Source organism: Shewanella gelidimarina, assembly GCF_023283945.1.
GTDB classification, from domain to species: domain Bacteria; phylum Pseudomonadota; class Gammaproteobacteria; order Enterobacterales; family Shewanellaceae; genus Shewanella; species Shewanella gelidimarina.
In genome coordinates, this window is sequence record NZ_JAKIKW010000028.1 from 13,744 (window position 1) to 39,540 (window position 25,797).

Below are 25,797 nucleotides of genomic sequence, written 5' to 3' on the forward strand. Positions count from 1 at the left end.
TTGTTATTAATTTCGATACTTGATTATAGCGGGACTGGCGCGACACGGTAAACATATTCTCGGGTTAACGCGTCTAACTTATCCAGGACTTGTTCTTTATATAATACCGACGAGTGTTGCAGGATATCGGCTAAGGTCTCTACATTGAACGCATCAACATAGTGCTTAGATACCGGATAATAACTAAGATGCCATGGCTCTGCACTGACACCACTTAAGCCTTGTTGAAAAGGCAAGTAAAAGCCAAAGTGTTGAGCATTGCTCATTAACCACAAACTCAAGTTATAGCAGGGCCCATTCAGTTGATACTCCTGCGGAATTAGCTGTAAATCATGCTTTGATATCTTGTTGCTATCAAAAATATCGATATCAGTACCCCAATGATGTCTTGAGGTCCCAGGCAGTGCGGACCATAGCAGTATTAGCGCCATAATCTGCTCTGCTGTTTTGCCGTCGATGTCGACTGGCTGAGCGTCTTTGTTCAATAATACGCGAGTGCCACTGGCTTTTGCATTCCAAATTAGCTGCTGCCGATCAAAATCTCGAAAAGCAGAGCATATCTCTATCGCTAACCCTTCTTTTTCAGCAGCCGTGCGCATTCTATCAAATGCGTTCGCGGTTTCTTGCTCAAGGAGGTAACCGTAGCACTCAATTAAATGAGCACTGCTGAGTCCATAAAGGTGAGGCGCTGCTATTGGCACAACAGATTTTCCAAAATAGCTTCATAACACAGAGCCAGTTGCTCGAGGTCGGAGACTTTCACGCATTCATTCACTTTGTGAATTGTGGCGTTAACAGGGCCTAACTCCAGCACTTGTGCACCCGTTGGCGCAATAAATCGGCCATCAGAAGTCCCCCCTGATGTTTGAGGATCAGTCTCCAGCCCGGTAACCTTTCTAATGGCATCGCGCGTCGCATCTAACAGGGGACCGTTGCCGGTTAAGAATGGCAGGCCATTGAATATCCAGCTTATATCATAATCTAACCCGTGTGCGTCGAGTATGTTAAGCACACGTTGGATCAAGATGTCAGCGGTGACTTCAGTAGAGTACCTAAAGTTAAACATGACCTCCAATGCACCAGGAATGACGTTTGATGCCCCAGTGCCACCATTGATATTAGCAATTTGAAAGCTGGTCGGCGGGAAAAACTCATTGCCATTGTCCCACTTCATCCGGGCTAATTCATCGAGCACTGGTGCCGCTTTGTGAATAGGGTTGTCAGCAAGGTGAGGGTAGGCGACGTGTCCTTGCACCCCATTGATGGTGAGGTTGCCTGTTAAGCTTCCACGGCGTCCATTTTTAACAATATCACCCAGTTTATGCGTTGATGATGGCTCACCGACTAATGACCAAGTGATTTTTTCATTACGCTCTTCTAAGGTATCAATGACCCGAGTAGTGCCATTAATAAATGGCCCCTCTTCATCACTCGTGATAAGAAAGGCGATTGAGCCGTTATGGTCGGGATGGTTTTTAACAAACCGCTCAGTAGCAACTACCATGGCCGCAAGTGAGCCTTTCATATCTGCTGCGCCGCGTCCATGCAGGTAGTCATCAATGACGACAGGCTCAAAAGGTGGCGTGTGCCAACGGTTGAGATCGCCAACGGGTACCACATCAGTATGGCCAGCGAAACAGAAAACAGGGTCTTGGGTGCCTTTTCGAGCCCACATGTTAGTGGTGTCTTCGAACACCATATCTTCAATGTTAAAACCGGCATCAGCCAGCCTTTTTGCCATCAAGGTTTGACAACCTTCATCTAGCGGCGTAACCGATGGACGAGAGATTAAATCTTTTGCCAATGCTAGTACTAAAGAGTCTTTAGATTGGCTCATAGATTAAACCACGCTTTATATTCAGCTTCTTTGAATCCGACATTAACTTTGCTGCCGTTGATGAGTACTGGGCGTTTGATTAATGTTGGATAAAGTACCATTAGTGCGATAGCTTTCTTTTCATTAATGTCATTTTTTTCGGTGTCAGTTAAATTTCTAAAGCTGGTACTACGCTTATTAAATAAGGTTTCCCATCCAACGACAGCGACCCATTCTTCGACTTGCTCTGCAGTGAGCCCATGTTCACGAAAATCATGAAAATCAACGCTAAGATTATTCTGTTCGAGCCATTTACGGGCTTTACGTACGGTGTCGCAATTCTTAATGCCGAAAAGTGTCAAAGCGGGTACTCCATTATTAATTTTATTAGTGGATCTCATTGTGGCATTGGTTTTGTTAAGCCTCAAGGAAGAAATAGCTCAGCTTGGGGTTATTGAGTTTTATTCAACTTATTGGCGTTGATATGTGATAAACCTGATGAGGAAACATTACATGTAAGCAACAAAAGCCGAATGATTGTATTCGGCTTTTGTTATGTGAAACGAAACATTATCTTAAAGTATGGCGGAAAAAATAATATCTTTACCCGCTTCTAAGGTCCCCTGCTTTTTATCTAAACCTTTCACATCTTCCATGTTGGCGATAAGTACAGGCGTCAATAAGCTATCGGCATGCTCTTTTAGATATTCAATATCGAACTCTAAGATAGGCTCTCCCATTTTGACTTCTTGGCCCTCTTCAGCGAGACGTTTAAAACCGTTCCCCCTAAGCTCTACAGTGCCGATCCCAAAATGAACAAAAATCTCTAATCCTTGCGGAGATTCAATACTAAAGGCATGGTTGGTTTCAAAAATTTTGCCTATGGTTCCATCTATCGGCGCAACAATATGCTGGCCTGTTGGTGCGATGGCTAATCCATCCCCGACAATTTTTTCAGAGAATACAGCGTCGGGTACTTTCTCGATCGCAACAATTTTGCCAGAAACGGGTGCATATACATTTACACTGCCCGCGATGTCTGTTTGTCCGGAAACAAGACGTCTAATGCGGCTTAAAAATCCCATTTATTTGCCCCTTGGAATCATTATAATATTCAAATTAGACTGCATTTATTATATCTCTATAAACTAAGACCTGTTAGATAAAGATTTAATTCTTCGATTCTTTCTATCTTTTGTGCCTGTTTGGCCATCTCTAAGCAAGATGGGTAACTGCTGGCTCTTATCGCCGATTTGACTTCCAATAACGAGACTAGATTGACACTGAGTTCATCAATACCCATTCCCACAAGTAAAGGTGCAACAATAGGGTCGCTGGCCAATTCGCCACAAAGAGAGACTTTGACATTGTGCTGCTTGGCAGTATCAATACTCATTTGAACCAAAGTTAAAATGGCGGGTGAAAGCGAAGGGTAATCCCGTGTCAGTTGCGGATTTGTTCTGTCAGCAGCCATTGCATATTGTGTTAAATCATTGGTGCCAATGCTGATAAAGTCGAGCCTAGGCAGCATTGATGCAAGGTTTATCACGGCGGCAGGTGTCTCAACGACGATTCCGTAACTGAGTTCACCATACCCTTTTTCTTCTTCGTTTAAGCTGCTTTTACATTGTTCAATCAATTCAAAAAGTGTGTCTAGTTCTTCGACTTGGTTGATCATAGGAAACATCAACCGAATAGGTCCGTGGTTCGCAGCACGCAAAATGGCTTTTAGTTGGGTGATCAGTATTTCAGGATGTGCGAAGGTATATCGAATGCCTCTGATGCCTAGCGCAGGGTTATCTTCACAGGCTGGATTTAAGCAGGGTAACTCTTTATCAGCGCCCACATCGAGGGTACGTATGGTAAAGGGCTTGCCATCCATGAGCTGAAGCGCATCGCAATAGAAATGGTATTGTATTTTCTCCTGTGGAATAGTCATGGTATTCATTAGCATGAATTCGGTTCTAAAGAGCCCGATCCCTTCAGCGCCAACATCGGTGAGATGGCTTATTTCATTTAAACTGCCCACATTAGCCAGTAATCCCACACTGTGCCCGTCGAGGGTCTGAGCGGGGAGATCTTTAAGCAGCAAGAGTTGCTGTTTATGCGCTTCATCTTGTTGGCGTAGTTGGGTCAGTCTTTCGATGATGTCAGCTGTGGGGTTTAGATGCAGCTCGCCGTCGATAGCGTTGAGTACGACGGCGTCGCCATCGTTAATTTGTGACCGTTCAAATTGGCAACTTAACAGCGCTGGGATCCCAGCGCTGCGTGCCAAAATCGCAGTATGGCTTGTTAACCCTCCGGTGTTAAGCACTAAGCCTGTTATGTGTTGTAGCGGTAGCATGGCGAATTCAGCGGGGGTGAGATCATGGGCCAATATAATGGTTGGCGTTGTTAACTGGCTGAGGTCCAGATGTTGTGCGCCGCTGAGTCTGGCGATTAAGCGACTCGCTAAACACAAAACATCCTGTGCTCTATTGGCTAAATAGGGGTCTTCTAGTTGTTCAATCTCTGAAGCTTGATGGGAAAATACTCTCTCTATGGCCACCGCTGCATTAATTTGTAGCTGGCTAATTTCATTTACGACGACCTCTAGGAGTGAATCATCATCAAGAAAGAGTAAATCAGCTTCAATCAGATCATAATGCTCAGAACCGACCTTAAGCTTTGCTAGTACCTCTGCTAAATGGCCTTTTTGCTTATTGAATGCTTGTGCTAGTTTTCGTTGTTCATTGGGTATTTTATCAGAGGACAAGCGTCGATAGTCGATTTTTTCATGGTGTAGATTGAGGTGTAGGGCTTGGCCGAACGCGACGCCTGATGAAACAACAATACCTTTAATCGACATAACGGAGCCTTTTAGCTAAGTGTAATAAGGAGTTCAGAAACTTCTTCAACGGCTTGCTGAGCTTGTTCACCTTCAGCGATAACTTTGACTTCTATACCGAAATAAAGCCCCAGTGTTTGCAGCTTAAAAAGACTTTTTGCACTGGCCTGCTTTCCGTTACATTCTACGATAATATCGCAATCAAATGATTTGGCTTTTTTAACTAATAGTGCCGCAGGTCGAGTGTGTATACCGTGCTTAGCGGTTATTGTAACGGTTTTTTGGTACATATAATCTTCTCGTTAAAAGGCTAAGAATCGGCTGTATAAGCTGATGATTATCTGCTCTGATGTTCAATGATTTGATAGTTCTTTTTCTTGAGCGCTTTTGTAGCTTCAACCAAGGTGTCTTTTTTTACCAGAATATAGTCGGTATCGAATGTAGAGATAGCAAATATACTAATTTTTTCTGCGGCCAACGCGCCTGATACGCTCGATAAGATGCCTGTCATGGAAAAGCCTAAAGGGCCCAATACTTCAAGACAGCGCCAACCATTTTCCTGCTCTAGACTTTCCATTTCGAAGGTTGAAATTACGACAACTGACAGTTCTTCGCTCGTTTTCCCGATAAAGTAGATCTCTTGCTGAAAAATCGCACTCGGTACGATACTGTCAGGGGCGAGGCTATGAATAGTAAAAAGTTGCGGATGAATCGCTAAGGTCATGCGTGCCATAAATTCAATTCCGTATTGATAGAACGTCCGAATTGAATTTAGCTTAACATAGTTTGAATAATGAAAAAGGGGCAAATTATGCCCCTTTATTAATGTGGGTAAGCGCTTAGCTGACCTTAAACTGGCTTAAGGTTTTGGCTGAGTTTTTGCTAATTGATTGTAATGACACTGCGGCATGACGGTTGCTTTCGTTGGCCTTCACCGACACTTCAGTCAGTTCTGTAATACTGCATATGTTGCGATTAATCTCTTCAGTGACCAGAGATTGCTCTTCTGTTGCGCTGGCTAACTGCGTGTTCATATCGCTGATATGAGCAACGAGATCCAAAATTTCAGTTAGCGATTCGCCCACACCCTTAGCTTGACTCTGCACTTGCTCCGATTGTTGTTGTGTACGCTCGTTACTTGAGACGACCGAACTCACGCCTGATTGGATCTCAGTGATGATTTTTTGAATTTCATTGGTAGAGTCTTGAGTTCGGTTTGCTAAAGCACGCACCTCATCGGCAACGACTGCGAATCCTCTACCGTGCTCACCTGCACGGGCGGCTTCAATCGCGGCATTAAGCGCAAGCAGGTTAGTTTGATCGGCGATGCCTCTTATCACATCTAATATGCTGCCAATCTGTTTTGAAGACGTGCCAAGATGGTGGGTTATCTGCTCAGATGTCTTTAACTCTTCGACTAATCGCTGCGTATTATCTAAGGTGTTATCCATTTTCTCCATGCTGAGCTGGGCTTGCAGTTTGACACTGTTTGCGGCGTCTGCGGCTTGATTGGTGTTGGTTGCCATCTCATGGGTGGTTGACAGCATCTCGTTGATTGCAGTTGCAACGCTGCTGGTTTCTTGATGGAGGTGATCAACACTGCTATTTGACTCCTCTACGGCATTAAGTAAACGCGCGGCATCATCATCTAGGTTTTTTCCAAGCGGTTGCAGTTGAGCAACCGTATCTGCAATCTTTATCACAAACAGATTAAAAGCCTCTGCTAGCTCTGCTACCTCATCTTTACCTTTTGTGGGTAACCTTTTGGTTAGATCGCCGTCACCTTGCGCAATATCTTTCATCGCCGCAATCGCATTTTTAAGGGGGGCGGTAATAGATAGATTAAGCAACAAGAAGAATGAAAAAATGGGAATAGATATCATTAGCATGATAAGCACGTAATCAAATGCCATCGAATACATGACATTGTTGATCTCGCTATTATAACTGCCGGTAATGAGTGTCCAATCCCAAGCAGGATAGTACCTAGCCTCAACCAATTTATCTTCTAACTGACGGCTTTGAGGGTTAATAAAGCTGACTTGGCCTTTGGCCGTACCATTGATTGCTGCAGCTGCAACGATTGCAGAAAGTGTGGTGTCATTACCTTGCTGGTTAATGCTGGCAAGCTTGTTGCCGATAGTTTGCTTACTGGCGCCATTGGCTAAAATGGTGTTGTCTTTATCAAGTAAAATGAAGTGGCCGTTATCGCTAGAATGGATCTGGCTGATAAGGCTAGCACTTTCTACCTTTGCATCTCTTTCAGAAATGTCACCATTACCCGCTTGCATCCGATGTGCTTCAATAACACTGATAACCGTGTTTAGCTGCGCATCATTTTGCTGCCACTTTTGCGTAACAAGGTTGTTGTATTGCTCGTTTATCGAAAAACTGGCAAAACAAACGGTACCGATCGCTGCCAGCATGAGCATTAAAATAAGTCGTTGGAGGATGGTTAGTTGTCTTAAAAGGGCAGTCATAAGAGCCTGGCTCCATTAAATAAAGAGTGTCATGAATGTATCGTTTATTGTTAAGCAAAAGAACCCATAACAGTATGTTTATTTTAAAAATGTTAACTACATCTACTCTTTATTTATTTTTATATTTTCTAAATCATAGATCTCAATTTCAGCCGCTAAACAGCATTTTATTTTGAGGTTTAGAATAGATGTTCTGATGACTTTTTTTTAAGCATAATTTATTTCGCCTAATGTCTGAACACCTGCAGATGAAATCGACGTTTTTGCTTTGTTTTGTTACGGGATTGCGGCACTATGAAACGATTACTACAACAAGGTTTTAATTATGCTAACAACGCAAGAATCTGTAACAACTGATGACATATTACGCAAGCTGTGTTTGTCAGTCTCTCACGTGCTTTCTAGCACCACCAACAGCCAGATCACGCACGCTGGAATGGTGCAATCCATCACGCGTACGTGTCTAAAGCCTGACTTAGGTTGTTTTTCAATATTTGACGGTGGTTTCTCTGGATTAGTGGTTATCAATTTTTCGGCACCCGCTGCCGTTGAGATTTATCGCGAATACATGATTAACATGGGAATGCCAGAATCTGAACTGGCGTTTTCGCATACCTCAGATGAAGTCAGTAATGTGATGGGCGAACTGATGAATCAGATGTTAGGTGATTTCATTAATAAAATAAGTAAAGAGCTGCAAACGTCGATTAGTCAAAGTCAGCCAAAAATGTTGACGATTAATAAGGAACTTACTATTTCGGTTGATACCAACCTCGATGAAGCCGTGGCCAGAAGAGTGTCTTTCAAAACACAAAACAACCATATTTTTTATCTTGAATTCGCAATGGATAAAACGGAGTTCATTAAGTTAAACGATTTTGATGCCGATGAGGATTTTGACCTAGACGCCTTATTAGCTGAACATGCTCAAGGCAATGGTGCGCAGTTGTCAAAATCAGCACCAAAAGAGGCCCACATGAACACCAGTGCAGACGATCTGTTTGACGAGTTAGGAATTTAAGACGATAAGGCAACCTCGGTTGCCTGCCGGTATTGTTTAGATGGAATTTAAACGTGCTATAGCGCTATTTATATACTAATAAGAAAGGTTTAAATAAATATTTTGGTCATAAAAGCAACCTCAATCAATATCGCCTACACAGCAGGGGGGACTCTCAATCTACCGTGTCTAGAGTATTGCGAAACAGCCCTCTAGTTAATGTGGAAACACGTCAGCGGATCCCAACCATAGCAAAAGAGCTTAACTACAAAGTCGATAAACATGCCAGTAACCTCCGCATGCAAAATAGCCAAACGCTTGTCTTACTGCTTTGTGAAGATCCAGCCAATGACGATTCACGCATTAATCCTTTTTTCCTAGCGATGCTGAGAGCGAGCTAATCGCGATTAGCGTCATTGGGCCTCAATGCTAAAAGGTTATCAGTACCCGCTGAAATTGCAGTGGTAGGTTATGACGACATTACTGTAGCAAGTTTACTAATCCACTGTTGAGCAGAACACTAAGCTTGCCAAAGAGCTTCTAGTCGAAAGCTTGTTAAAGCTAATGAATGGCGAAGAGGTAATTATCACCATTGATCTTGACGAACCTTGTGATTTGGCCATCGGCTTAGCCGCTTATTATGTTTTACAGCTTGCTAAGCGTATTGAGCCAATGTATCGGCCTAACGCATGGGTGTTAACGGCCTTGGCTTGTTAAGTATCTTTGTACGTTGGCTTTACTTTGTTTGGTTATCGCCTGCATCAACTTAAATTCAGGGTGTTGAATATGATGATCTTGTTTAAGATCCTCGAGCATCACCAACCATAAATCCGCTGTCATTTCTGAATCCGCTAACGCTCGGTGAAATACACCGTCGTGTTCAATCTGCTTATAGTGGATCAGGCTGCCAAGTTTATGATTAGGCGCGTCTTGATAAAGTCTTCTGGCAATTAACATAGAACAAGCAAACTGACCGTTATAGTCCCGACCTATCAATTGAAGCTCAGCGTCTAAAAAACGCTGATCGAAAGAGGCGTTGTGGGCAACTAGATTATAATCATCGATAAAGTCAGCAAATTTATCCATCACCTCTTCACACGGCGCTGCGCTACTGAGCATTTGATTGCTAATGCCAGTGTAACTTTCGATAAAGCTACTGACTCTAAATCCTGGATTCATTAGCTCTTGAAACCTATCGATGACAATGCCGTCTTTTAACATCACCGCTCCGATCTCTATTGCACGGTCACCTTGAGTGGGAGACAGGCCGGTGGTCTCAAAATCCAGCACAATGACAGTGTTGGCTTTGTTGCTAAGTTCGGTGCTTAAACGATGCGGATCTACTGCAGTTGAAAAGTGTGCCAATGTGCTACGCGCCCTATTAAATTTGTCGTTATTGTAGTTCTACAGCGAAGTGAGTCAATTTAAATGTTGTGGTTAATTGAATACCGCGGTGTTAATACGTCGTTTAAGACGACTAATCTGTCATTTTATGATCTCGACCAAATTACTAAATGCTAATACTTGTTAGTATCGCCGCAAATTATAGTGGGTAACAAATATGCAATTAGATTTAAATGGTATAACGCCAAAACAGTTTCTAGAGCAGTACTGGCAAAAGAAACCACTGGTGATCCGTCAAGGCTTTAAAAACTTTAAAGATCTCCTTTCACCAGAAGAGATGGCAGGGCTTGCTTGCGAAGACGTGGTTGAATCTCGCCGCGTGTTTAAAGAAAATGATGAATGGCAAGCTGAGTTTGGCCCATTTGAATCTTATGAAGAATTGGGTGAAACTGACTGGACGCTAATCGTGCAAGCGCTTAACAACTGGGTGCCTGAAGCTGAAGAACTGATAAAATGTTTTGATTTTATCCCACGCTGGCGCTTAGATGACGTCATGGTCAGCTATGCCACACCGGGTGGCGGAGTCGGTCCACATATCGACCTTTATGACGTATTCATTTGCCAGGGTTCTGGCCGACGTCGTTGGAGAGTGGGTGATCTTGGACCCCATAAAGAATTTGCAGCACATCCAGCATTACTCCACACCGAAGCATTCGACCCCATTATCGATGTTGAATTACTACCAGGCGATATCTTGTATTTACCACCAGGGTACCCTCATGACGGCGTCACGATTGAGCCATCAATGAGCTTTTCTGTGGGTTATAGAACGGCGTCAGCCAAAGATATGATCAGCGCTATGGCAGACCACATCATCGACAAAGATATGTGTAATGAGCAAATTGCCGATCCTGATCGTGTATTAAGCGAAAACTCTGGCGTTGTTAATAACAGCGATCTTGAGCGTATTAAGCAACAACTTTTTGCCACGCTTGATGACAAGTTAGTCAGCGAGTTTAGCGGTCGTTACCTCACTCAATCTAAGTGCGAACTAGATTTGCCAGAAGAGTGTTTAGGGTTCCAAAGCTTAGATGTGACAGAGCAACTTAAGCAGCAACCTTTAATTAAGCTTGGCGGTCTACGTACCCTGTATTTTGAAGCAAGCGTTGCTGACGGTGTGCTTTATATCAATGGCGAGCAATTTACGCTTTCAGCAAGTCGCGAAGCGTTCATTGCATTGTTATGTGATACCCAAGCGCTAACAGCAGAAGACTTAAGCCCGTGGTTAGAAGATAACGAAGTGGTTGAGCAATTAACCGCTTGGGTTAATGCTGGCTATTGGTATTTTGACGATATCGACTAAATCTACTTAACACTGTAGATTCAAAAAAGGGTTCAGTGACTGTTGTCGTTGAACCCTTTTTTTGCTCATTGTTTAAGGAGGATGTAGCGAACAAGCTTAATGCTCTTATATGAGCAGTAGGTACAGCGTTAAAATATGTACTGCCATACCGCGCCGATGGTATCAAAATCACTGCCAACTTGCGTTACCACTCCCGTACTGGCGTAGAGCTTAATGCTATTGCTGCGGTTTATTGGCGCTGAGTAGGTAAGGCCAAAACGTGAATTTTCTTGAGAATCTAAAGAGTCGATATTATTTTTCTGAGTCTCTCCCCCAAAATAAAAGTTGGCGTTGAGCGACAGCCAGTGACCACGGTTGAAGATATAAATTAAATGACCTTGCATGGTATATTGTGGCTCCTGCTTAAGCTCCACATTATTAAAGTATTCATCGTTATCGCCATAAAATCGTACCGAAGCCACTAAGTCGTAATACCAATCACCCAATCTGTGAGACATGCCGATCCCAGGTCTAAATACCCAGCGATTAGCCCCCGAATTAATTAACTTATCTTTATCGTACGATCCAATGGGTAGGGTGAGCTGTAGACTGGTACCAACGACAACGCCCTGTTGCCAAGCGGCGAAATCTTGAGGCTTCAATGCGGGCGCGCCGTAAAAATTCCAAGAGAGTCGAATGTTTGGGTCACCATAACCGCATCTATCAGCGCTGACTTGTTCGCCCTGAAAATCGGCGCTGCCTTTGTAACAGATCCGGCTAGCAGTCATATCTATTTTTGATGAGCGTCCCGCTAAAGCAAAAGTGTGGGCATAACCAATCACCCCCGCATTGATGGTGAGATCGGCATTTTCAATGGGTGCAGAGGGAGCAGGTGATAGATCACCTTCTGAGTGGGCAGCACCCACAACCAAAAAGTTCATTCCAATGGGAATATTGGTATAACTTCTAGGTTCCAAATCTTGGGCAACACAAAAGGATGCGTGGCTGAATAGCACCGCTAGGGTAAGGGCCTTAGCGGGGGATAAATAACATTGCTTAAATTGATGACTAATATTCAACCAGTATCCTTACTTGATAAATAGTGAGCAACTCTGTTTGGGCTCAGTGTGAACCAATACAGTGTTTATTCACACTCTAAGTTAACCAATTTGTCAGCTTAATCAAGCATGTTATGCTGCTAAATATTCAACAGTTACAAACAAACCGGTTTTCTGAAATTGGTAAGTATGTCAAAGCCATCAAAATAGGTCGTTAAGTGTTACCAAGAATCACCATTGAGCAGTCAATTCGACAAGCGCTCACTATCGCGCATCAAGATGCCGTTAATGCGGCTAAACGTGCACATGACACGGCAACGGGCAGTGAGAGTGTTGCCGAGAATAAGTACGATACATTCGGCTTAGAAGCATCATATCTTGCTCACGGTCAATCCGTGAGAGTCGCTCAATGCAAAGAGGATATGCTGGCTTACGAGCAGTTATTTGCAGTATTGAAACAGAAAGCGGCTACCGACGCTTTAGCTGAAGTTTCAATAAAAGGACCAAAAAAAGTCGCGTTAGGTCACTTAGTCGAGCTAATTGATGAAGATGATAAAGTGAGTCGACTCTTTATGGGTCCTAGTGCTGGTGGCCTAAAAGTACCGTTAGATAAGGCCAGTTTTATGCTGATAACGCCTCAATCACCCATAGGTCAAAAATTACTGACATGCGCAGTTGATGATGAAATAGCGTTAACGGCTGCAGGTAAGTGTCATCGTTATGAAATCAGTGCCATAAGTTAGGGTGTTATTTTATCAAAGCGCTTCGCTTTAAGCACCAAGCACCTAACCATTTTGAACATTGCAGCGTGACTTATTTTAAAAGGATTGAGATGGCATTAATGACTACCGAGCGGCTTATTTTAAGAGAAGTCACCTCAGCCGACGCCGAGTTTATTCTCGCACTCTATAACGAGCCCAGTTACATTGAAGGTATAGGCGATAAGCAAGTTTATACAGTCGAGAAAGCAATTGAATATATTGCTAACACCTTTACTAAAAGTTATCACCAAAATGGTTATGGCATGTACTTAGTTGCATTACGCGATGTTGGTACGCCGATTGGGATCTGTGGTTTGATCCGTAGAGATTATCGCGATGACTTTGAGCTTGGTTATGGCTTTTCTAAGGCTTTTTGGTCGAAAGGATACGCTAGTGAAGCGGCAGCATCAGTGCTGAAATACGGCAAGCTGCAGTTGAATGCTAAAGAGTTTATTGCGGTAACATCAATGTCGAATCAAGCATCAATCAAGACATTAGAACGTTTAGGTTTTATATTTGATAAAGTAGAGAAGCTAGCAGCATATGAAGAAGAAAGTCGTTTATTTAAGTTATCCGCAGAGCCAATAAAGGTGCCCTTGCTACTCGAAATCGATGAACTCAATATTCGTGCATTTGAAAAGAGCGATCTGCACACTTTTGCCACCTACCGAGCCGTGCCTGATGTTGCTCAATATCAAAGCTGGCACCATTACAGTTATGATGATGCAAAAAAATTATATGACTCAATGCAAGGTCATGTATTTGGCGAGGTTGGGCAGTGGTTCCAACTTGCTATAGTAGACAAGCAAAGTAATCAATTGCTCGGGGATCTGGCAATACACTTTATTGATGAAGATCAGGTTGAGGTTGGCTTTACGTTAGCACCGGAAAATCAAGGCAAAGGCATTGGCAGAAAAGCACTTTCTGCTTTTGTTGACTACCTGTTTGATCAGATGGATAAATATCGGATTATAGCAACCACTGATTGCGACAATCATGCCTCTTATAAATTACTCGAGAGGGTCGGATTTCGCCGCGAAGCGCATTTCGTGAATAACACATTTTTCAAAGGCGAGTGGGGCAGTGAATATCAATATGCACTGTTAAAGTCCGATAGGGTTTAAGCTTAGTGATATAGGCTGAACTGTATACATACGTATACACGCTGCGATTTTGACGGTATAGATACATGTGAGTAATGGAGTCTTGATTGATGCTAATTTTTTTTAAAGTGCGATTACTAGTTATCTTGTCTATTTTTTTAATTTCTGGCTGTAATGTAGCAAACCATGGGTCATTTACCAGTAAAACCTATCAAACACCAGCTCAACAAGAACGGTTGGTAAACTTGGGGCCTGTGGTGGGTGAAAGTTGCCAGACACAGTTTTTATATTTAGTGCCAATAGATGGGAGTGTTTCCACGTTGGCAGCGATTAATCAGGCAAAGCAAAAAATTGAAGGTACCGTCATATTGGCTGACATGATCATTGACGATACGCTTTCAATTCAATTTGGCTATTCCGAGCAATGTATAAGTGTGCATGCGATAGCCTATGGTTCGCCTGTTAGCGATTGAACCTGTGGCATTAAGCTTCTTCACATAAGGCTTTGCCTGCTTGATAACAGCTAGGTTGTCTTGGACAAACGGCGCCGCGTGAACAAATCAGTCGTGCTTCGTTTTGTATGCCACGTTCTACCCAATTGATATTAAGAATTTTAGCGACGCTCATTAGGTTTTGTTTAATATGTTTCGGCATATCTACTGAGCCGCTATTGTCTGCACAGATCTGTTTTAGTTCCGCTGCGATAGAAGCTGCATCACCCCCTTGGGCATCAATGGCGGGGTTAAGATCGATACCTGCGCAAAGCACGTGATTGTTACCCGCCATATCTTCAACTTTTATCGATTCACAGCAATAAATCCTTGGCTCTTGAGCCACATCCAAAATAGATATTTGCGCAGATGTGCCAACTTGTGGCTCGTTTATCATTCTAAATACCGCCCAATGCTGGCAAGGATCTTCGACCACCCGCATGTTGCCCCAAGGCAGTGGAATGCCGTTGCCACGGTAAACTGCTTTTAATTTACCCGGCGCATAGGCATCAAAGTAATGCCAATGAGGATAAGGGGATACTACCGTCATACGGCGCATGGCGACCGATGCGGAGACACCTACGGTTTTATTGACGTTTATCTCATAACCATGGCGGTCAAGGAGTTGTCTAAAGGGCACTTTAGGGCAAAGCAGGGCACCAGCAAAAAAGCTTGATTCAAAATCCCGCCAAGCATGCAAAATATCTTGAGCGTTTAACGTCGATGATGCTGGGGTGGCTATCTCTTCGTGCGCAGCAGTGTGGCGACGGCCTGCTGTTAGAACGCATTTTAAACCGTCTTTATTATGTAATACGCAATGTCCTATATGCACAGACAGATCGTATTTAAGCCGTGTTGGATAAGATTTAAGCATCTTGTTTAAGTAGATAGTGGACGGTGGCTCAAAAAATGAAGTCACCACATGGGCGGTGCTAACGCCCATTTCATCGACGACCTCTTGTGGCGTTCTGTCAATCCACTTAAGTTTTAGCCCTAACGATTTAGCAATTGCCTTTATGTCATCTAAGGCGAGTGGAAGACGCTTTTGACCGACCTCTTCTGCTGCACGTTCTAGATCCGGGAAGTGGTTTTGGTGGTGTTCTTGGTGGGCTCGAATGAGTAAATGCGCAAATTCTCGTCCCGTGGTGCCTGTTTGTGACAACATTTCGGGTATGGCAATCTGTAGAATATCACTCGAAAACAGAAAACTAGGCTCTAAAGCCATACCGCTAATCCCCCCTCGACGACCTTTTTCGGGGGTGATAGCATCATCTTCTGGTACATCATCGAGGAACCAATCAACCTCTTTTTGGAACACTGTGGCGATGACGGCAAGCATACCGGCACTGGGTACACGTTTCCCTCGTTCAATCATCGAAAGGTAAGATACAGAGGGGGCTGACTCAGGATCGACTCGCACACAACGGGCAGAAAGATCTTCCATTGTAAGGTGATTTCTTTTACGCAAATTTCTAATCTTGGTACCAAGAAAATGTGACTTTCTGATCAGGCTCTGATTACTTTTCATATTGTAAAATTCACAGTGTAAAATTTTTATTGTGAAATTGTAATCAAATTTGCACTAGACTACAAATCAAGCAGTCAGAAAACGAACACGTTATTTGAAAGCAAATGAAGTTAGTAACGATGAGTGACCTATTTTAGGAATGAATGAGGACAGGGCTATGGATATATCAACAATCAATAATACTGCAAATAACCACGAGAATAATCTTTATATTGGTTCAGAATTTGCTGATGTTAATGTTGTCAGCCAGGCAGCAAACGACGCATCAACACCCTGTGCTAAAATCTTTTTGGATGATAAGTTTCCGCTAGCACAAGGTTCACATAAAGATGCGTGTAGTTATGTTGTCTACTACCAGCAGCTGTTAGTGTTTATGAACGACGGTAGTCAAACTGGTTTACGTTGCCCAAAACAATTCGTTGCACTTAACGGCCATAAAAGTGAGCCGACAGCTATTTTGCTTAAAGACAATGGCGTTCATGTAGAGCTGATTTTCGACAGAAAAAGTGAAAAGGGCGCTCAAGATTGTGCCAATATTGAAGATATCTTAGTTGAAGGGCATCAGTACTGGATTAGCTTAGTTAATGTCGAAAATACGATAGTAGCGTCATCGGTACTCGATCAAGTATTTACCGCTAAAGATGGTAGCGACTACACGCTAAAGCGCTAGTCGAATTAGCCTTTAACGGAATGTTATCGGTATAAAAACACAAAAAGCCCCTTTATAAGGGCTTTTTTAGTGCCAAAGACGACGAGTGATTGCTCCCTAAATTTGAGTTTTAAATTTGAGCTGATTTAGCGATAGTGTTTAATCAAGTGCCTTAAATTGAATTGCGGTTTCACCGCTGGAGGCTAGTGATAGGCTCAACACCTCATCGGGTGCAACAATTTTAGTTTCGATAACATCGTCGTAAGGATTATTACGCCTATTTGTTGGTTTACCATCTTGGTAAACCAGCACCTCCTCGCGAACACTTTGAGTTAAGAAATCCAATTTAATGTCTATATTTCTGGCGTTATCGTCGGTAATTGCGCCAAGGAACCAGTCTTTACCTTTAGTGCCCCCCCACGCCCTTGTCTGACACAGACAACAAATTCACTAATCTCACCAGCTAATGCAACGCTTTTCCCAATCGGTTGGTACGTCCTTGATAAATTGAAGGTATCAAGCGTTCAACATCGTTTCTTGGCAAATTAGCCGCCATCGCTATTGGACTATATAGCACGACATAAAAGGCGAGCTTTTTAGTTAAGGTGGTTTGCATCCGGTTGAGCGCATGAAGCCCCTTTGGCGCTAAATCAAAAATAAAGGGAGTCAAGTGCATAGGGCCTGAAAACTACGCATGTACGCACGGGTTGTATTGTGAACGGGGCTATTTAGCGGTGGCCCCACGCATTGAATTCTTGACCTCTTGCTCCTTTCAGAGCAATCGTCTTTTGGGATCCAACAAGCATGTATTCTGCCTGTTTTTTGTTGCGGCTTTACGGTGCTAAAGGTTCCAAATTATAGGCGAGTAAGCTTTCTACACGATTAAACAAGGGCTATTTTAAAAGCGACTTCAGCTAATACCAATTGCATCAGGTATTTAGTCAATTCAGAACCGCTCAAGCTTTTCAATTCAAAGCGCATTGATGATGTAATGGCTACTCCCTTATAAATTAGTGCAAAGTAGAAGTGAAGTGCTTGAGCTGTTCCCGTTGGCTAGGTTTCAAAGCACTGTATTCTGCGTCGTGAACCCTTGATATAGAATAACTATTATCTTCGAGTTCACAACTTGCCTTCAGCGCTTTGAAATCCCCCTGAATGACCAGATATGGAATACAATCGGTATAAGTCACTTTTTATTGCTGCTTTTCTTAAGTTGACTTGCGTATTGGCCACTTTGCTCCTATGATCGCTGCGATTTCTTTCTATGGTAACTTTTAAATGTTAAATTCGTCTTTATCTCCCAGCTCGACTGAACTTGTGATTAGTATTCTTGACCTTGTATTAAAAGAGGGCAAGCCACTTGATCGTGCTTATTCACAACATTTTTCAGGGCTACAATTAGAGCCTTCTGAGCTAGGACGGATCACCTTTGTTACAGGTGACATTTTAAGACGTTTGAACTTGTATTGTTATTTGTCTGACGTTAAGCCTGAAGAGATGGTTCGAATGGGCTCTCGTCTACTTAATGTTTGGCACTTATTTCATCAATTGCCGTTACCTAAAATGCAATATGCATTACAAGTAGATGAAAATGATCTCGCTGAACGAACCGAAATTGCTCGTCAACAACCGGTGCTTTGGGATGGTTGTCCTGATTGGTTGAATGAAATGGGTCAAGCGCAGTTGGGTGATCGTTGGCCTGCTGAGCGTGCAGCGCTAAATAAGCCTGCTAAACGTTTTATTCGTGTCAATACGCTCAAATGTACTCGTGATGAGCTTGCTAAAAAGCTGCGTAACGAGCGCGTCCAAACAGAAGACGTTGAAGGTGTTGATACTGCTTTAGAAGTGGTATCAGATTCAGCGCTATTTAAAACAGAATGTTTTAAAAAAGGTTGGTTTGAACAGCAAGATGCTGGCTCGCAACTGATTGCTACTGCACTTGATGCAAAGCCGGGTATGTGTGTAGTGGATGCTTGCGCGGGTGCGGGTGGCAAGACGCTATCAATATCGGCACAAATGCTGGGTAAAGGTCGATTGTTAGCGATGGATGTTGAGCAATGGAAACTCGATAACCTTAAGCAACGTGCCCGTAGAGCGGGTGCTCACAATGTTGAGACACGCATTATTGCCAGCAGCAAGACCATTAAACGCCTTAAGTTGACCGCTGACCGCGTACTACTTGATGTACCGTGTTCAGGTCTTGGGGTACTAAAACGTAACCCAGATGCTAAATGGCGTGACACGCCAGAGAGATTGCCAATATTAGTCGCACTGCAAAAGGATATTCTACAGAGCTATAGTAGAATGGTGAAAGTCGGCGGTATTTTGATTTATGCAACGTGCTCTATCATGCCTGAAGAGAACCGCGACCAAGTTGATGCCTTTTTAGCTGCAAATAAACATTTCAGCTTTATCGAAGAAGATAACATCAGCCCTGCAGAAACGGGTTTTGATGGTTTTTATTACGCAAAACTTGAACGTATCGCAGAAGCTTAAGCTTTTTGTTTTACCGTCATAAAAAAGAGCGCTCACAGCGCTCTTTTTTATGGATGTAATTTAATGATAATCGCTAGGTGATTGCCTATTCACCTTGCAGCGTGACTAAGACCTTTCGGCTACCACCAAAATCCCTATGCTCACCAAGATAAATACCCTGCCAAGTGCCTAGATTAAATCGTCCATTGGTTATAGGGAGCATTAAGCTCACACCTAATAAACTCGATTTCAAGTGTGCTGGCATATCGTCATCACCTTCAAAAGTATGGGTATAGTAGGAGGCTCGTTCTGGTGCAAGACGATTAATAAAAGCTTCAAAATCAACTCTAACACTTGGGTCTGCGTTTTCGTTTAACGATAATGAGGCTGATGTATGTTGCAGTAATAGATGTGCGATACCAACGTTAAATGGTGTTAACTCTGTTAAGCATTGTTCTATTTCGTTGGTTACTAGGTGAAAACCGCGCGGTTTAGGGGCCAATGTCAATGATTTTTGAAGCAACATATCTACTTTATTCCGTCTTTATTTATAGAATGACCTTCCGATTCTATTACAAAAAGAGCCCCAATTGAGATAATGATCAAATACAGAGGTTGTGAGTGGTAGAAAGTGCCGTCTACCAAACTATGTATAGAAAGACTGATAATAATTGTTAAGGCTAAGCGGCTTTCAATTATATCTTTGTTCTTTATATCCAAAACTTGCTTGACCGCGAGGATGATAATCTTTATGTAAAAATGGATAATAATTAAAGTGCCAAACAGGCCGTAGCCGATTAGCAACTGCAATATAGCATTATGCGGTTGAAGCCCAAATATATGTTCAGGGTGAAACCGGTAACCTTCAGGCCCGTAACCAAGCCATGGTTTATCTTTTATCGCTTCTAGTGTTTGTGTCCAAATTGCTATGCGGTTTGACGACAAACGATTGAGATCTATTCCAGCATCGTCAGCAGGTGACGTTGATGAACGTATTAAACTAAGCGGTCCATTCCAGTCGAAAATATTACAGATATAGGCAAAATAGAATGATACTAGTGTAAGCAGTAGGAGTAAAATTAATCTATTTTTCTGAAGTTGACCGAGAAATGCTAAATAACTGATGTAAATTAAAGTTGTTGAAAATAAAGAAATAAGTGAACCTCGTCCACCTAGCCAAACTAATAACCCTAGGTTAATGGTGAAAAGGACGCTGACTCCAACTAGCTTGTGGTTGATGATTTTAGTCTGAAGTAATGAAACCATAACGACAGCCGTTGATGCCGTAACTAAATAGCCTAAATAGCGAATATTTGTAGAAAATGGAACTGAAGTTGTGCTTCCATAGAGTACAGAAGGATAGCCAGTTATTTGCATGAAAATATATAAAAATGCTAGACCAATCATTGTGATAGGCAGTTTATTCACCGATTAGAAAGAGGCTCAAATTATTAAATGATAATACACCAATTAAAACAGAAGATGTAACGGGGACTCTTGAGCATGGCATAGGCGAAATGGCGAAAAAGCCTTTTTTAAATTTATCCAACTATCAAACAAAACGACTACTCATACATGCAGGCTTTCATTCTCAGAATGCATTAGCAGTGTTCAATGCTTCTCGTTTATTGTTGATTCTATTGGGCGCTATTATTGCTATCGCTTTGCTCAATATTTTTCCGAATATTTCTGGAATATGGACTATTTATATATTTTGCTTATGTCTAGGTGGTGCTTTTATAACCCCATCTACGGTCTTGCAATCGTTAGCCAATCGTCGTATGCGTCAATTGCGGGTCGGTTTTCCAGACGCGTTAGACCTACTTGTTGTTTGTTGTGAAGCGGGTCTAGGCTTGATGGCTGCGATGCAAAGGGTTGCTAGAGAACTTGCATTTAGTCATCCAAAGCTAGCGAGTGAATTAGAGCTTGTTTGCAGTAAAACCAGAGCGGGACTAACGATTAAGGTCGCTCTTCAGGAGTTCACCGACAGAACGGGCCTTGAAGATATTAAAGGTCTTAACTCTGCTATTTCACAAAGTATGCGCCTAGGTACTGGTATAGCCGAGACGCTCAGAGTATTTTCAGATGAGTATCGTGATAAGCGCTTGCAAGCTGCTGAAGAGCAAGCTGCAAAGTTAGCAGTAAAGATGATATTTCCAATGATGTGTTGTATTTGGCCTTCATTTTTTATTGTGGCTGTAGGACCTGCGGTGTTAAAAGTGATGAAAGTATGGGGTCAGGCTTTCTAAATAATTAATGGCTACAATCAGAGACCAAAAGGGATCCAAAATGCTGACTGTTAAACCTCTTTTTAAAATTTCACGCCACTCTGCTTTAGCGATATTATTTGTCATACTATTTTGTGGTTGTTCTTCAACCACTCCAGAAGAGCCGCTGGCAATCAAAGCGCCTGACAGACAAGATCTACTTGATACTGGCGCCTTATCATCTATAACCTCTGATTTTGAAGCCCCAAAAACGGAAGAGGAAGCATTGAGTAAAGCAAGGAAGGAGGAGCAAGCTGGTAATTTGGAAAAAGCGCTTTATGCGTATATTCAGGCTTTAGATTTTAATGCCAAAAATGCCAACACCTTTTATCATATAGGCCGGATCCATACGATGCGAGGGAATGCTGATATCGCTTTTAGAGCTTATAATGAAGCCCTTGTACTTGATCCTAATTTGGTGATGGTACATGCAGATCTTGGGGTCGTTAGCATGGATAAACGTCAATATAGAGAGGCGAGAGTCCATTTAGAAAAAGCGATAGAGTTAGATCAAAAAAGGTTAACGTCAATCAATACCAGTCGTCTAATTGGCACATTGTATGTCCCAGATCGTGAATCACCAGCACGAGTTTATAATGCGATTGCCATCCTTGACGATGTACAAGATGATCATGACAAAGCGCGAGAGTATTTCAGACTTTTAATAGAACTTCAGCCACATTCAGCCATTTTAATATCAAACTTGGGATATTCATATTACTTAACGGGTGATCTCACTACCGCTGAAAAATATTTACGACAAGCGATTCAAGAGGACCAAAACTTGGACCGCGCTTGGACCAATTTGGGTTTGGTTTATGTTAGAAAAGGCTTGTATAAGCGAGCGCTAGCGACATTTGAACAAGCAATGGAACCTGCTGATGCGCTAAATGATCTTGGCTATTTTTTAATGTTAGAAGGCAACTACGATAAAGCCATAGAGCTATTTGAAAGAGCTATCGATACCTCACCAAGCTATTTTGAACAAGCACAGAAAAACTTAAAAAGAGCGAGAGCTGAATTATCAGATGAGTTTAGGCACGCGACTAATTAGACTAAATATGAATTCAACTTTTTTGTTAAAGGATCACTGACTGTAATGCCTGTGACCCTTTATTAATTTTCATTCTGTATAAATCCAATTGAAATCATTTGATAAATGACTAAACCTGTTCTAGCTCTAGTTGCATTAACATCATATCTTCACCGTCTAAAACCTTGGTATCGGTGCTTTGACAATGGATACAAACGATGTTCCTTTGGTCATGTATCGATTCTTTGTTGCACGATAAACAGCAGATGACCAGTGGCTGTATATTCATTTCGAGGGTCGCTTCTGCGCATATACCTTCTAACTTAAACGTTTCAAAAGCGGTTTTTAGTAGGCTGGGCTCTACACCACTTAAGATCCCCAGTTTAATACTAACCCGAGTCACCTTATTAGCATTATTTTGCTGCGCAAACTTTTCACACTCTTCGATCAGTGCAGTGACTATTGAATATTCGTGCACTAACAGATCCTCGGTAGGAGCTCGCCCTGGGGGACATCTAAAAACCGTCGGCTACCCCATGGAGTATTCAATATCACTTTACCCGGTTTTATTTGATTTACATGGCCAATAAGCGAGGCTTGTTCGCAATGGCAGAATGTCTTCATTATTTCTAGTGTTGCCATGACAGAGGTTTGAGGTACCGCAAGAATAAAGGTGCCTTCATTGGCTAAATCAAAAGGCTCAAAACCATATAACTCACATAAGCCAGACACTTCACTGCTCACTGGTATCGCTGATTCGTTCACCTCTATGCCGACGTCTGACGCAGATGCCCACTCATTTAACACAGCGGATAAACCACCACGCGTTGCATCTCTCATGGCATGGATCTCTATATTGGCGGCAATTAGCTGCTCCACAATAGGCCACAGGCTAGCGCAATCGCTGGTGAGATCCGATTCGAGTGCAAGGCCTTCACGAGCCATTAAAATAGCAGCGCCATGACGACCTATATCTCTGGAGACTATAATGGCATCTCCGTCTTGTAGGTTTTTAACGGAGATTTCATTATTAAGAATTCGGCCCACACCAGAGGTATTGATAAAAAGACCATCTGCACAGCCTCTGGGCACCACCTTGGTATCTCCACAAACAATACGGGCACCTGAACGTTTAAGCTCGTTCGCCATGCTCGTTACAATGACCTTAAGATCATCAATGGCAAAGCCTTCTTCGATGATAAAACTGCTGCTTAAAAATTGTGGTTCAGCCCCCATCATCGCTAAATCGTTAACCGTTCCTGCAATGGCAAGTTTGCCTATATCTCCACCCGCAAAAAAAAGGGGGGCAACGGTAAAGGAGTCAGTTGTAAAAGCCGTATATCCACTTAAATGCAGTCGAGCTGCATCCTCTTCACTTCTAAGGATAGGGTTGTCAAAGGCCTTAAAAAATATATCTTTAATCAAGCGGTTCATCTCTTTACCGCCACCGCCATGACTTAGCTGAACGGTTTTATTGGCTTTTAAATGACTCATTCAGTAACTCCGTTATAACGAAAATGTGCATTACAAGCACCTTCAGAGCTGACCATACAACTGCCTAAAGGTGTTTCTGGGGTGCAACCACGGCCAAAAACTTTGCAATCTTTGGGTTTTGATAAACCACGTAAAATATCGCCACACTGGCAAGCTTTATGATCGTCTATTTCAATATTTGGTAGTTGCTCTTTATATACCTGTTCTGCATCTCGGTGACGATATTCATCGCGAAGCATTAGCGCTGAATCGGCAATGGGACCAAGCCCACGCCAACGAAAACTGGGTCTAATAGTCATGTATTTGTTGATTAATGCTTGAGCGGTTAAATTACCTTGTTCTGACACTGCACGGCTATATTGGTTTTCGAGCAATGCGATGGCTTTAACCTTTTGCTTAGCAATCATTAAGATCGATTCCATTACATCCACGGGCTCAAAACCAGATATAACTAATGGTGTGTTATAGGTTTTAACTGCAGAGCGATATACCTTAGCGCCACTGATCACACTGACATGTGCTGGGCCGATAAAGGCGTTAACTTTAACATTTGGATCTGCCATGACAGCATCGATGGCCGGTGGGACCAGTACATGGTTGATATGAAAAAGCAGGTTGGAAATATTGCGTTTCTCTGCTTGCTCTAGCAACACTGCCGTCATTGGGGTTGAGGTTTCGAATCCAATAGCAAAAAAGATGACTGTTTTGTCCGGGTTGTCAGTGGCTATAGTGAGGCAGTCTAGTGGATCGTAAATGGGCCGAATGTCGCAGCCGCTGGCTCTGTATTGGGCAAGGTTGCCGTTGGAGCCGGGCACCCGGATCATGTCTCCGAGCGTAATAAGAATAGTATCAGGTAAGCTTGCTAACGCTGCAGCATGGTCAATACGCTCTTTTGGCATAATACATACGGGGCAACCAGGGCCATGAATAAATTCAATATTGGCTGGCAACAATTGATTTAAACCGTATTTCATTATGGTGTGGGTATGTCCGCCGCACACTTCCATAATATTAATTTGGCCCGGATATTTTGCTGCCGTTATGGCTATTTGCTTTGCTAACGACTTAATCACATCGGGATCTCTAAATCCTCGGTAGAGCTCGTTTAAAGAGAGCATTATGATACGTTCTCCTCTTGCTCTAGTTTCTCTACGATCTCTTGATATAACGCGAGGCTTTCGAGTGCGTCGGCCTTATCTATCTTATTCATTACAAACCCAATGTGGATCAGGACATAGTCACCAAGTACCAGAGGTTCACCCATCAAATGGCTACTGACTTTACGTTTAACACCCATGGTATCGACAGTGACAGATTCTTGCCCTGCATGTACTTCAACGACCTGTGATGGGATTGATAAACACATTAGGCGTTACCTCCCATATGCTTCACTATCCAGTCGGCGACGTTGCGCAATGATTGAGTATCTTTAATGGAGACCTCAATAAGTTCAACATTGGGGTTAAGCTTTTTAAGTTGAGATTTTGATTCTTCAATACTGAAATCAAAATGGGGCAGTAAGTCACACTTGGTGACTAATACAACATCTGCACGGCGGAACATTACCGGATACTTTTCGATTTTATCATCACCTTCTGGTACTGATAGCAACACGATATTTTTATGTGTGCCGACGTCATAGCTAGCAGGGCAGACTAAGTTACCTACATTTTCGATAAAGCAGATATCGAGTGGTTCCAGATCAATATGGTGCAATGCACTATGGACCATAAAGGCATCTAGATGGCATGCAGAGCCAGTTTGGATCTGGAAGGCTTCGATTCCTCTTGCTGTTAATCTATCGGCATCTCTTGATGTTTCAAGATCTCCTTCAATAACAGCATATTTCAAATCCATGTGCAGGTGTAAATGTTCTAGCAGTGTTGTTTTACCACTGCCTGGGCTGCTCATTATATTAAAAGCAGTCACTGACTTGGCTTCAAAGTGTTCGCGGTTATGTTGTGCTTCTATGTCGTTTTTATCGAGAATTTTGTGGATCAAAGACAGAGTTTTTTTGTCGTTTAGCTGAGGGTTAGTTGCTATGTTATGATCTGTTTCTGAATGAGAATGGCTCGGGTTTAAAGAGTGATCATGACGGGTAATTGAACAGCCACAGTCTTGGCACATAG

At 42.7% G+C, this 25,797-nt stretch carries 29 protein-coding genes and 2 pseudogenes; 12 read left to right on the plus strand and 19 right to left on the minus strand.

The window, feature by feature from the left end; all coding sequences use genetic code 11:
- Positions 1 to 23 precede the first annotated feature (23 nt).
- The 8 genes from L2729_RS18860 to L2729_RS18895 form a co-directional block, all read right to left on the minus strand.
- A complete protein-coding gene (locus L2729_RS18860; protein WP_248989647.1) occupies positions 24 to 701 on the minus strand; it encodes a M15 family metallopeptidase in 678 nt (225 codons plus the stop codon).
- The gene (dapE, locus tag L2729_RS18865) at positions 692 to 1,837 is read right to left on the minus strand and encodes a succinyl-diaminopimelate desuccinylase (protein WP_248989648.1); all 1,146 of its coding nucleotides are present in this window, start codon (positions 1,835 to 1,837) and stop codon (positions 692 to 694) included. The genes L2729_RS18860 and dapE overlap by 10 nt, the downstream gene beginning before the upstream one ends.
- The gene (locus tag L2729_RS18870) at positions 1,834 to 2,178 is read right to left on the minus strand and encodes an ArsC family reductase (protein ID WP_487250772.1); all 345 of its coding nucleotides are present in this window, start codon (positions 2,176 to 2,178) and stop codon (positions 1,834 to 1,836) included. Before L2729_RS18870 ends, dapE begins: the two co-directional genes overlap by 4 nt.
- A gap of 213 nt (positions 2,179 to 2,391) precedes the next feature.
- Complete coding sequence (gene crr, locus L2729_RS18875) at positions 2,392 to 2,901, minus strand: PTS glucose transporter subunit IIA (RefSeq protein WP_101090948.1); 510 nt, start codon at positions 2,899 to 2,901, stop codon at positions 2,392 to 2,394.
- Between the two features lie 56 nt (positions 2,902 to 2,957).
- Complete coding sequence (gene ptsP / locus L2729_RS18880; RefSeq protein WP_248989650.1) at positions 2,958 to 4,664, minus strand: phosphoenolpyruvate--protein phosphotransferase; 1,707 nt, start codon at positions 4,662 to 4,664, stop codon at positions 2,958 to 2,960.
- Between the two features lie 11 nt (positions 4,665 to 4,675).
- Entirely contained in the window at positions 4,676 to 4,933 is a 258-nt protein-coding gene (locus tag L2729_RS18885) for an HPr family phosphocarrier protein (protein WP_102039496.1), read from the minus strand.
- 47 nt (positions 4,934 to 4,980) lie between these two features.
- Positions 4,981 to 5,376, minus strand: coding sequence for an ACT domain-containing protein (locus L2729_RS18890; protein WP_248989651.1), 396 nt, complete (start codon positions 5,374 to 5,376; stop codon positions 4,981 to 4,983).
- Between the two features lie 106 nt (positions 5,377 to 5,482).
- Positions 5,483 to 7,123, minus strand: coding sequence for a methyl-accepting chemotaxis protein (locus L2729_RS18895; protein WP_248989652.1), 1,641 nt, complete (start codon positions 7,121 to 7,123; stop codon positions 5,483 to 5,485).
- A gap of 325 nt (positions 7,124 to 7,448) precedes the next feature.
- On the opposite strand from L2729_RS18895, the gene L2729_RS18900 reads away from it, so the two are divergent.
- The 3 genes and pseudogenes from L2729_RS18900 (at position 7,449) to L2729_RS18910 (ending at position 8,840) form a co-directional block, all read left to right on the plus strand.
- Entirely contained in the window at positions 7,449 to 8,144 is a 696-nt protein-coding gene (locus L2729_RS18900) for a DUF3334 family protein (RefSeq protein ID WP_248989653.1), read from the plus strand.
- Positions 8,145 to 8,246: 102 nt separating this feature from the next.
- A pseudogene (locus tag L2729_RS18905) lies at positions 8,247 to 8,512 on the plus strand (LacI family DNA-binding transcriptional regulator); the annotation flags it as partial.
- Between the two features lie 163 nt (positions 8,513 to 8,675).
- Positions 8,676 to 8,840, plus strand: coding sequence for a hypothetical protein (locus L2729_RS18910; protein ID WP_248989654.1), 165 nt, complete (start codon positions 8,676 to 8,678; stop codon positions 8,838 to 8,840).
- Here the strand turns inward: L2729_RS18910 and L2729_RS18915 are convergent.
- Positions 8,820 to 9,488 carry a 3'-5' exonuclease gene (locus tag L2729_RS18915; RefSeq protein ID WP_248989655.1) on the minus strand — a complete coding sequence of 223 codons (669 nt, stop codon included), beginning with the start codon at positions 9,486 to 9,488 and terminating at the stop codon, positions 8,820 to 8,822. The genes L2729_RS18910 and L2729_RS18915 overlap by 21 nt on opposite strands.
- 196 nt (positions 9,489 to 9,684) lie before the next feature.
- Here L2729_RS18915 and L2729_RS18920 point away from each other — a divergent pair, with 196 nt between their 5' ends.
- Positions 9,685 to 10,830, plus strand: coding sequence for a ribosomal protein uL16 3-hydroxylase (locus tag L2729_RS18920; protein WP_248989656.1), 1,146 nt, complete (start codon positions 9,685 to 9,687; stop codon positions 10,828 to 10,830).
- Between the two features lie 128 nt (positions 10,831 to 10,958).
- On the opposite strand, the gene L2729_RS18925 is transcribed toward L2729_RS18920, so the two are convergent.
- On the minus strand, positions 10,959 to 11,888 hold the full coding sequence (locus L2729_RS18925; RefSeq protein WP_248989657.1) for a transporter: 930 nt from the start codon (positions 11,886 to 11,888) through the stop codon (positions 10,959 to 10,961).
- A gap of 197 nt (positions 11,889 to 12,085) precedes the next feature.
- On the opposite strand from L2729_RS18925, the gene L2729_RS18930 reads away from it, so the two are divergent.
- The 4 genes and pseudogenes from L2729_RS18930 (at position 12,086) to L2729_RS18940 (ending at position 14,204) form a co-directional block, all read left to right on the plus strand.
- Positions 12,086 to 12,610 (plus strand): transcription elongation factor GreAB, encoded by a 525-nt coding sequence (locus tag L2729_RS18930; protein WP_248989658.1) that lies wholly within the window; start codon positions 12,086 to 12,088, stop codon positions 12,608 to 12,610.
- A gap of 98 nt (positions 12,611 to 12,708) precedes the next feature.
- Positions 12,709 to 13,161 (plus strand): annotated as a pseudogene (locus L2729_RS21850) (GNAT family N-acetyltransferase); the annotation flags it as partial.
- Positions 13,162 to 13,218: 57 nt separating this feature from the next.
- Positions 13,219 to 13,752 (plus strand): GNAT family N-acetyltransferase, encoded by a 534-nt coding sequence (locus tag L2729_RS21855; RefSeq protein WP_428848266.1) that lies wholly within the window; start codon positions 13,219 to 13,221, stop codon positions 13,750 to 13,752.
- Positions 13,753 to 13,841: 89 nt separating this feature from the next.
- Positions 13,842 to 14,204 (plus strand): hypothetical protein, encoded by a 363-nt coding sequence (locus L2729_RS18940; protein ID WP_248989660.1) that lies wholly within the window; start codon positions 13,842 to 13,844, stop codon positions 14,202 to 14,204.
- 10 nt (positions 14,205 to 14,214) lie between these two features.
- Here L2729_RS18940 and L2729_RS18945 read toward each other — a convergent pair whose 3' ends face one another.
- The gene (locus tag L2729_RS18945; RefSeq protein WP_248989661.1) at positions 14,215 to 15,750 is read right to left on the minus strand and encodes a DUF3612 domain-containing protein; all 1,536 of its coding nucleotides are present in this window, start codon (positions 15,748 to 15,750) and stop codon (positions 14,215 to 14,217) included.
- 157 nt (positions 15,751 to 15,907) lie between these two features.
- Here L2729_RS18945 and L2729_RS18950 point away from each other — a divergent pair, with 157 nt between their 5' ends.
- On the plus strand, positions 15,908 to 16,420 hold the full coding sequence (locus L2729_RS18950; RefSeq protein WP_248989662.1) for an aldolase/citrate lyase/malate synthase family protein: 513 nt from the start codon (positions 15,908 to 15,910) through the stop codon (positions 16,418 to 16,420).
- Between the two features lie 138 nt (positions 16,421 to 16,558).
- Here the strand turns inward: L2729_RS18950 and L2729_RS18955 are convergent, their stop codons facing one another.
- A complete protein-coding gene (locus tag L2729_RS18955; protein WP_346347769.1) occupies positions 16,559 to 16,846 on the minus strand; it encodes a glycoside hydrolase family 97 C-terminal domain-containing protein in 288 nt (95 codons plus the stop codon).
- Positions 16,847 to 17,677: 831 nt separating this feature from the next.
- Between L2729_RS18955 and L2729_RS18965 the strand changes: the two genes are divergently transcribed.
- The gene (locus L2729_RS18965; RefSeq protein ID WP_248989664.1) at positions 17,678 to 18,895 is read left to right on the plus strand and encodes an RsmB/NOP family class I SAM-dependent RNA methyltransferase; all 1,218 of its coding nucleotides are present in this window, start codon (positions 17,678 to 17,680) and stop codon (positions 18,893 to 18,895) included.
- An 85-nt stretch (positions 18,896 to 18,980) separates the two neighbouring features.
- On the opposite strand, the gene L2729_RS18970 is transcribed toward L2729_RS18965, so the two are convergent.
- Both L2729_RS18970 and L2729_RS18975 read right to left on the minus strand, forming a co-directional pair.
- Complete coding sequence (locus tag L2729_RS18970; protein ID WP_248989665.1) at positions 18,981 to 19,400, minus strand: secondary thiamine-phosphate synthase enzyme YjbQ; 420 nt, start codon at positions 19,398 to 19,400, stop codon at positions 18,981 to 18,983.
- Between the two features lie 2 nt (positions 19,401 to 19,402).
- Positions 19,403 to 20,281 carry an O-antigen ligase family protein gene (locus L2729_RS18975; protein WP_248989666.1) on the minus strand — a complete coding sequence of 293 codons (879 nt, stop codon included), beginning with the start codon at positions 20,279 to 20,281 and terminating at the stop codon, positions 19,403 to 19,405.
- A gap of 110 nt (positions 20,282 to 20,391) precedes the next feature.
- Between L2729_RS18975 and L2729_RS18980 the strand changes: the two genes are divergently transcribed.
- Complete coding sequence (locus L2729_RS18980; RefSeq protein WP_248989667.1) at positions 20,392 to 21,123, plus strand: type II secretion system F family protein; 732 nt, start codon at positions 20,392 to 20,394, stop codon at positions 21,121 to 21,123.
- A gap of 40 nt (positions 21,124 to 21,163) precedes the next feature.
- Entirely contained in the window at positions 21,164 to 22,195 is a 1,032-nt protein-coding gene (locus tag L2729_RS18985) for a tetratricopeptide repeat protein (RefSeq protein WP_248989668.1), read from the plus strand.
- Positions 22,196 to 22,304: 109 nt separating this feature from the next.
- Here L2729_RS18985 and L2729_RS18990 read toward each other — a convergent pair whose 3' ends face one another.
- Genes L2729_RS18990 through hypB form a run of 5 tightly spaced genes read right to left on the minus strand, consistent with a single transcriptional unit; the run spans position 22,305 to position 25,795 of the window.
- Positions 22,305 to 22,652, minus strand: coding sequence for a hydrogenase maturation nickel metallochaperone HypA/HybF (locus L2729_RS18990; RefSeq protein WP_248989669.1), 348 nt, complete (start codon positions 22,650 to 22,652; stop codon positions 22,305 to 22,307).
- Complete coding sequence (hypE, locus tag L2729_RS18995; RefSeq protein WP_248989670.1) at positions 22,652 to 23,668, minus strand: hydrogenase expression/formation protein HypE; 1,017 nt, start codon at positions 23,666 to 23,668, stop codon at positions 22,652 to 22,654. Before hypE ends, L2729_RS18990 begins: the two co-directional genes overlap by 1 nt.
- Positions 23,665 to 24,786 carry a hydrogenase formation protein HypD gene (hypD, locus tag L2729_RS19000; protein ID WP_248989671.1) on the minus strand — a complete coding sequence of 374 codons (1,122 nt, stop codon included), beginning with the start codon at positions 24,784 to 24,786 and terminating at the stop codon, positions 23,665 to 23,667. Before hypD ends, hypE begins: the two co-directional genes overlap by 4 nt.
- Complete coding sequence (locus L2729_RS19005; RefSeq protein ID WP_248989672.1) at positions 24,786 to 25,034, minus strand: HypC/HybG/HupF family hydrogenase formation chaperone; 249 nt, start codon at positions 25,032 to 25,034, stop codon at positions 24,786 to 24,788. The genes hypD and L2729_RS19005 overlap by 1 nt, the downstream gene beginning before the upstream one ends.
- Positions 25,034 to 25,795: a hydrogenase nickel incorporation protein HypB gene (gene hypB, locus L2729_RS19010; RefSeq protein ID WP_248989673.1), complete on the minus strand. Its 762-nt coding sequence runs from the start codon at positions 25,793 to 25,795 to the stop codon at positions 25,034 to 25,036. Before hypB ends, L2729_RS19005 begins: the two co-directional genes overlap by 1 nt.
- Between the last annotated feature and the right edge of the window lie 2 nt (positions 25,796 to 25,797).